This is a genomic window from Bradyrhizobium genomosp. III, from assembly GCF_000261705.1.
Classification (GTDB): Bacteria; Pseudomonadota; Alphaproteobacteria; order Rhizobiales; family Xanthobacteraceae; genus Bradyrhizobium; species Bradyrhizobium ottawaense.
Window position 1 is genome coordinate 24,872 of record NZ_AJQF01000424.1, and the last position, 7,289, is coordinate 32,160.

The window sequence follows — 7,289 nt, forward strand, 5'->3', positions numbered from 1 at the left end:
GGCCATCCTATAATATGTCGATCATCATCTAAATTCCGCCCGGTGAACATGACGATCGACGCCCCTGCAGACGCCGTCCCGCCGCTTGCGCCGGTCGCCTCTCCCATCGCCAGCCTGCTGACGGCCCCGATCCTGCCGACGCTGCTGCGGCTCGCGATCCCCAACATGATCGCGATGGTCGGCAGCACTTTGGTTGCGATCGCCGAGACCTCCTATATCGGCCGGCTCGGCACCATTCCGCTCGCCGCGATCGCGCTGGTGTTTCCGTTCGCGATGCTGACGCAGATGATGAGCGCGGGCGCGATGGGCGGCGGCGTTTCGTCCGCGATCAGCCGCGCGCTCGGCGCCGGGGATCGTGACCGCGCCGCGACGCTGGCGCTGCATGCCGCCATCATCGGCCTCTGCGGCGGGCTGTTCTTCACGGTGATGATGCTCGTCTTCGGCCGTTCCTTCTTCACGCTGCTCGGCGGGCGCGATCGCGTGCTCGAGGAGGCCAGCGGCTATTCGCAGGTGCTGTTCTCCGGCGCGGTCGCGATCTGGCTCGTCAACACGCTGGCCTCGGTGATCCGCGGCACCGGCGACATGCGCCTGCCGTCGATGACGCTGATCGGGGCGAGCGTGTTGCAGATCGCGCTCGGCGGCACGTTGGGGCTCGGCCTGTTCGGCGTGAAGCCCTTCGGCATGCCGGGCGTCGCCAGCGGCCAATTGATCGCGTTCACCTGCGCCGCGATCTTCTTCCTCTGGTATCTCGCGTCCGGCCGCAGCCGGCTGCCGCTGAATATTCGCGCGTTTCATTTCGAGCGCGCGATGTTCCTGGACATCCTCAAGGTTGGTGCGGTGGCCTGCCTGTCGCCGCTCCAGACCGTGCTCACCATTTTGATCTTCACGAAGATCCTGGCCACGTTCGGCACCGAGATGCTGGCCGGCTACGGCATCGGCTCGCGGCTGGAATTCTTGTTGATCCCGATCACGTTTGCCTTCGGCATCGCCTCGGTGCCGATGGTCGGCATGGCGATGGGCGCCGGACAGGTGAAGCGCGCCCGGCGTGTGGCCTGGACCGCCGCTGCAGCTTCCGGATTGACGGTCGGCCTGATCGGCCTCGCTGTCGCGCTCGCTCCATCGCTGTGGGTCGCACTCTTCACGCGCGATTCCGGCGTCACCGCCGCCGCGCACAGCTATTTCCACTGGGCCGGCCCGACCTTCGTGTTTTTCGGCATCGGCGTGTCGCTCTACTTCTCCTCGCAAGGCGCGACGCGCGTCGGCGGCCCCGTGCTCGCCTCCACCGCGCGGCTGTTGATCGTCGCGATCGGCGGCGTCGGCCTCATGATGACGCAGGCGCCGGCCTGGACCTTGTTCGCGCTGGTCGGCGGTGCCATGGCGGTGTTCGGCCTGTCGACTGCGGCCGCGGTCGCCTTCGCGCGCTGGGACAAATGATCGCAGGACAATGAACGAAGGCAATGAACGCAGGAATGTGATTCCAGCCTGCGTTGCACTATCCCGCCGGGCTGCTATGGAGGCGCTCCATTTTCGGGGCCTCTTCCATGACTTCCAGATTCGCTGCTCTCATCGTCCTCCTCGCTGCGCTGCTCGGCGCGACGGCCGCACATGCGCAGAGCGCCGATGGGACATGGCTCACCCAGGCGGGCGATGCGCGCGTCAAGATCAGCAAGTGCAGCGGCGGCATCTGCGGCGTCGTCGCCTGGCTGCGCGAGCCCTACGACACCGCGACCGGCCAACCCGCCACCGACAGCAAGAACCCCAATCGCGAGCTCGCCAGGCGCCCGATGATCGGCTTGCCATTGTTCAGCGGCATGCAGCCGTCCGGTCCGAACAAATGGTCCGGCCAGATCTACAACGCCGACGACGGCAGCACTTATGCCAGCAGCATCTCCGTGACGGGAGCGGATTCGCTGCGGGTCGAAGGCTGCGTCGGCGCGCTCTGCGGCGGCGAGACCTGGACGCGGGCGGGGCGGTAACCCCGCTCTCGTGTCCCGGACGCGATGCAGCGTGCAACGCTGCTTCGCAGAGCCGGGACCCAGAAAGCAGCACGGTACGATCGAGACATGGGCCCTGGCTCAGCAGCGCATCACTGCGTGCTGCGCTGCGTCCGGGGCACGAGATCGTCCTACGCCATCATCGCCTTCAGCGCCGTCGCCGCCGAGGCGTAGCCGCCTCGCGCGCCATCAATGAAGTGCACGTGATCGCTGCGTAGCGCCGACGGCGTGAAGCAGGTCATCATGGCGGCATCCTGCTGGTAGAGGCCGTAGCGTACGATGCCGTCACGGGCCGCGATCGCCAGTCGGTCGCTCAGCGCGCGCTCGAGCTGCGGCGTGCAATCGAGGATCATGCGCAGGCCGTCGTCAAATTTCCTGAAGTCCGAGTTCTCGACCACCTGACGCCTGTAGACGTTTGGCACGAAGCCGCCGACGTTGAGGTCGAAGCGCATGATCAGATAGACGAACAGCGTATAGGCCAGCACGGTGGCGCGGCGCGCGAGCAGCGGACCACCGCGCCTGGTACGGGCTTCGTATTCCAGCCCCTGTGGCGGCCATTTCAGCGGCGGCCCCTGCGGCGGCACCGGACGGGCGCCGTCGGGGCTGCGCTCGACGAGGTGGATGATGTCCTCGATCACCTTGCGGAAGGCGTGCGGATCGGCGCCGCGCGCCGGCATCACCAGAACCGAGAGGATCAGCCCACGTGAGGCCGGTATCACCTCGAAGCGGCAGGACAGGCCCGAGAGATCGGGCTGCGTGCCCGCCGGCGCGGCCGGGACGGCAAACTCCCCGCGCTTCATTGCGGCATCGGCGAAGGCGAGCCCGCCGCCCGAGAACATCGCGTAGGACAGGTTGGCCGACGGACCGAACCGCGCGACGCGCACGTCGAGGCCCTGCGCGCGGATGGCGCTGACCGGCACCAGCGCGACCCTCATCGTCAGATCGAGATCTTCCCGCACCCAGGTCGCGGTTGCCGCCAGCGCCTCTCGGGCAGATTCGAGATCGCCTGGCGCAACCGCAAAGCTCGCGCCGTCGCCGCCGAACACGAAGGGGAATTCGCGTCCTTCCAATGCGTTCGTCACCGCTGCGATCACGGCGGCGCCGGCCATGTTCACCGCCTTGTAGCGCTGCGCCGCGATCGCCTTGGTGGAATCGACGATATCGGCAACGCCGATGCTCCAATCGTCCGGCAGCGGCGCGTAGAGCGCAGGGTCCATCAGGCTGGTGAAGCCGCGGAAGACGGAAATGTCGCCATAGAAGGATTCGCCTGAGGTCATCGGGGATGCCGGATGGTTGGAATGCGAAACAAATACGTGGCAGGATCGATCCGGGTTCGCCGGCCGGCGGCCCCTTTCAATCTTTGGCCGAAACGGGCCAGGACAACAAGATAAGGCGACAACAAGATACGGCAGCAACAACACGAGGCCGCGTTGCAATGCCGCAGCGTGTCTTTGATCGGCATCAAGCGGCCGGTCGGGAAGAACGGCTATCGTCTTCAGCTCCAAGGGTTGCATGGGATGATCGAGGTGTCCGACTTCGGCAGCAAGGATTCCACCTCTCCGGTCCGCCGGCGCACGGGCATCGACCCGATCAGCGCGGTGAAGATGCCCGAAAGACTGACGGCAGCCGTCGATGCCTGGGCTGAAGCCCATCAACTGACCCGCTCGGATGCAATCTGCAAGCTGATCGAGCTGGGCCTGAAGGTCGCGCCCCCGGTCCTCTCCCCGGTGCACCCGATCGCATCGGACGCCGCCAGGATCGAAGAGATCGCGGTCCACGAGATCGAGACGCTGCTCGATCCGGCCTTGCCCGTGGACGAACGCGACCGCCGCATCCGCCGCCTCACCGAAGGGCCGCCGGAATTTTCACACGAACGAATTGACCTGCTGAAAGACCGGACCTGAGCTGCTAATGCAGCTTCTCGTCCTGACGCTTGCGCAAACTATCGAGAGACGCATCGTGGCAGCCGACCAGGCGCACGAATTGCTGCGGGTACATTTCGTGACCATGACCGCCGGAATTCTGGTGCGTCATCGGCGGGCAACGGGCATCGTCCGGCTTCGCGCGGGATTGCTCGGCCCGGCCCTGATTTGAAGCGGTCATGTTGGGCATGGTCATGGACTGCTCCCTGTCGATTAGGGCAGATCGATTGACGTAACCCAATCGATTGCGGGGCATCTTACGACCAAATCCGGCTGCATGTCATTGTGCCGGATCAATTCAATTGTGACGGCGGAGTTCCGCTTATGCCGTGTTTCCCGCATCGATGGTGAACACCGTACCTGTCACGTTGCGACCACCCTCGCCGAGCAGATACTCCACCATGCGCGCGACGTCGTCCGTCTCCGGCAGGCGGCGTAGCGCGCTGCGGCCGGCGATGCGCTTGCGCGCCTCGTCGGACAGATTGTGCGTGAGCTCGGTGTCGATGAAACCCGGCGCGATCGCGTTCACGGTGATGCCAAGCTTGCCGACCTCGCGCGCGAGCGAGCGGGTGAAGCCGGTGGCGGCCGCCTTGGTTGCGCCATAGACGGACAGGCCGTTGTAGCCGGTGGTCGCGATGATCGAGGAGACGTTGACGATGCGGCCGGCGCCGTCGGCCATCATCTGCCGTGCCACATATTTGGTGAGGATGATCGGCGACAGCACGTTGAGCTGCACCAGTGCTTCGATCTCGGAATTATGCATGGTGGCGAGCAGGCCTTCGGTGCCGAGGCCGGCATTGTTGACGAGGCCGTAGGTCGGGCCGAACTCGTCGCGCACGAGTTTCGCAAAGGCCGGAATGGCGTCGATCACGGCAAGGTCGCAGGCGCGGAAATGCAGGCGCCCTTCGGACTCCGCAATCGCTACCTTGAGCTCCTCGCTCTCGCGCCGGGCCGCCGCGACCACATTGTAGCCGGCGACAGCGAGGCGCTTGCCGATCGCAAGGCCGATGCCGCGGCTGCCGCCGGTGACGAGGACATTATGCATCGGTGCGCGCCAGTTTTCCGGCCGGGGTGACGTCGAGCGCCTCGACGAAGCGGATCACCGCCGGCACCTTGTGGGACGCGAGCTGCGCGCGGCACCGCTCCAGGATCTGGTCGCGGATCTCTTTCGCGCGCGCGGGATCGGTACCCTCGGTGAGGATCACGTCGGCGACCACGATGCCGCCGGTGATCGGGCTCTTGCGCGATTTGGCCCGCGACATCCGCGCGTCGGGATGGCGGTTGATGACCGCCTCGATCTCCTCGGGGTGGACCTTCAGCCCGCCGATATTGATGATGCCGCCGCGGCGGCCGACGAAATAATAGCGCTCGCCGCGCAGCTCGACGATGTCGCCGCTGTCGACAAATCCGTCGTCATCGGTGAGCGCGGCGGCATTGCGGCCGACATAGGCATGCGCGGTGCGCGTCGAACGGATACGGAGCGAGCCGTCCACCACCTTCATCTCGACGCCATTGCGATTGCCGAGATAGTCGGCCGGAAAGCCTTCCAGGCCGTCGCTGACGGCAAAGCCGACGCCGGCTTCGGTCGAGGCATAGGCATGACCGACGGAGGAGTTGGGGAATGCCGCCTTCAGCCCGTCGAGCACCGCCTGGTCGGCGATTTCACCGGAGAGGCGGACGTAAGCCGGAGCGAATTGCGCGGCCGAACCGCTCATCAGGAGCTTGCGCCAGTGCGAGGGCGTGCCGGAGATGTGCGAGACGCCGCGCGCCTTCAGCCGCGCGACGTGATCGCCGAGCGCCTCATGGGGATCGGACAGCACCATCGAGCCGCCGGAAAGCACGGCGCGCAGGAAGATTTGCAGGCCGCCATAGCGGCGAATGTCATAGAAGGTCGCCCAGACCGGCGCCGCGCCCCGCGCGGGGCCTTCGGCAACGATCGCGCCGGTCAGCGCCTCCAGCGTGTGGCCGACGATCTTCGGCACGCCCGAGGTACCCGAGGTGAGCATCAGCCATTCCGTTCCGCGTTCGGTCTTGACCGGCGCGGTGGCTTCAGGCGGCAATTGCGCAGTGACGATGAGCGGGATGCCAGTCCCGGCCCGGCGGTCGGATTCGTCGGTCACGACGGCATCGATCCCGGCATCGGCGATCAGCGCCTCGAGATACGCCGGATTGAGATCGGGCGGGCACAGCAGCATGCGACGCGCGATGCCGTCGAGCTCGATCATGGCAAGGCCCGACCGCAGCTGATCGGACAACTTGAGCAGCACGGAGCGGCCGGACAATTCGCGCAGGCGGCCGCCCAGGACCGTCTGCGACAGGATATCGGTCAGCGACACGCAGGTGTGCGCGTCCGACAGCGTACGGCCGGTCAGCTCCGCGCCGAGATGGTCGCGAAGCGCAAAGATCTCACGCGGGGACATTTTCGTAGGCCCGCACGAAATCGCCGACCGTGGTGGGAAACGCTGCGTCCTCGGAGATGGTGAAGGGGTCGACGCCGGTCTCGTCCTCGAGGCGCGCGACCAGGATGGCGAAGGCGAGCGAGTCGAAACCCGTCTCGTGCAGCGACAGATCGTCCGAGAGCGCGGGAAGCGTGACGTGCTGCTCTTTGGCGATCTGCTGGATCGCGTCAATGACCTTAGACCTTACCGACATGGCTGGCTCGCTTTGTTATCGTTGGCGTTGCGGCGGCTCTTGCTGGCCGCCTCCCCATGGCCGCTTGTTTACCCGACAGAAGTAAATGGCTTCTTGGACAATTCAGATAAAATTGGACCTATCTGCGGATTTTGGCGGGATTTACAGCCTGATCGAGCCGTCCACGATTCGCGCATAGGCCTCCGTATCGAGCGCCACATAGGCCCCGGACTTCGGGTCAGCCATGAACAGCGGATCGGAGATCGCGGCGGGATCGAAGCCTTCCCGTGCGAGCTCGCCCTTCTTCTGCTTGAACGTCTCGGTCGCATCGATCTCGCTGGAGACGCGAATGAAGACGGGCCGTGCGTAGGCCGGCAGCCGCTGCGCGAGATGTGCGGGCAATGCCGCAATGTCAAAACCCTCGTTGACGACGATCACGCTCATGCCGGCGCGGCCGTCGGAGCCGGGGACGCTGACGCCGTAGGTGGTGGCATCGACCACGCCGGTGAAATCGCGCATTGCGTCATTGACCTCCGAGGTCGCGACGTTCTCACCCTTCCAGCGGAACGTGTCCCCGATCCGATCGACGAAATGGAAGAAGCCCTTGTCATCGATCCGCATCAGATCGCCGGTGCGGAACCAGGCATCGCCCCTGGCAAAGACATCGCGAAGAACCTTCTTCTCGGTCTCGCCGGGGTCGGTGTAGCCCTCGAACCGGCCGCCGCCTTCATCGGCGGGGCCG

Annotated in this window: 9 protein-coding genes; 3 read left to right on the plus strand and 6 right to left on the minus strand. The window is 65.8% G+C overall.

From position 1 onward, the window contains the following. Positions 1–48 precede the first annotated feature (48 nt). Positions 49–1,434, plus strand: coding sequence for an MATE family efflux transporter (locus IC66_RS0133850; RefSeq protein ID WP_038950615.1), 1,386 nt, complete (start codon positions 49–51; stop codon positions 1,432–1,434). 107 nt (positions 1,435–1,541) lie between these two features. Continuing rightward, complete coding sequence (locus IC66_RS0133855) at positions 1,542–1,976, plus strand: DUF2147 domain-containing protein (RefSeq protein ID WP_028139978.1); 435 nt, start codon at positions 1,542–1,544, stop codon at positions 1,974–1,976. Between the two features lie 149 nt (positions 1,977–2,125). Here IC66_RS0133855 and IC66_RS0133860 read toward each other — a convergent pair whose 3' ends face one another. Further along, complete coding sequence (locus tag IC66_RS0133860) at positions 2,126–3,271, minus strand: DUF3095 domain-containing protein (protein WP_038950616.1); 1,146 nt, start codon at positions 3,269–3,271, stop codon at positions 2,126–2,128. A gap of 240 nt (positions 3,272–3,511) precedes the next feature. On the opposite strand from IC66_RS0133860, the gene IC66_RS0133865 reads away from it, so the two are divergent. Beyond that, complete coding sequence (locus tag IC66_RS0133865) at positions 3,512–3,898, plus strand: hypothetical protein (protein WP_038950617.1); 387 nt, start codon at positions 3,512–3,514, stop codon at positions 3,896–3,898. Between the two features lie 4 nt (positions 3,899–3,902). Here IC66_RS0133865 and IC66_RS0133870 read toward each other — a convergent pair whose 3' ends face one another. The 5 genes from IC66_RS0133870 to IC66_RS0133890 form a co-directional block, all read right to left on the minus strand. Continuing rightward, a complete protein-coding gene (locus tag IC66_RS0133870) occupies positions 3,903–4,112 on the minus strand; it encodes a hypothetical protein (RefSeq protein WP_038950618.1) in 210 nt (69 codons plus the stop codon). 126 nt (positions 4,113–4,238) lie between these two features. Continuing rightward, complete coding sequence (locus tag IC66_RS0133875; RefSeq protein WP_038950619.1) at positions 4,239–4,961, minus strand: SDR family NAD(P)-dependent oxidoreductase; 723 nt, start codon at positions 4,959–4,961, stop codon at positions 4,239–4,241. Then, positions 4,954–6,336 carry a class I adenylate-forming enzyme family protein gene (locus IC66_RS0133880; RefSeq protein WP_038950620.1) on the minus strand — a complete coding sequence of 461 codons (1,383 nt, stop codon included), beginning with the start codon at positions 6,334–6,336 and terminating at the stop codon, positions 4,954–4,956. The genes IC66_RS0133875 and IC66_RS0133880 overlap by 8 nt, the downstream gene beginning before the upstream one ends. Next, positions 6,323–6,568 (minus strand): acyl carrier protein, encoded by a 246-nt coding sequence (locus IC66_RS0133885; RefSeq protein ID WP_038950621.1) that lies wholly within the window; start codon positions 6,566–6,568, stop codon positions 6,323–6,325. The genes IC66_RS0133880 and IC66_RS0133885 overlap by 14 nt, the downstream gene beginning before the upstream one ends. A 141-nt stretch (positions 6,569–6,709) precedes the next feature. Next, positions 6,710–7,289, minus strand: a 580-nt coding sequence (locus IC66_RS0133890) for an AMP-binding enzyme (protein ID WP_038950623.1), incomplete at its 5' end; no start/stop codon positions are given.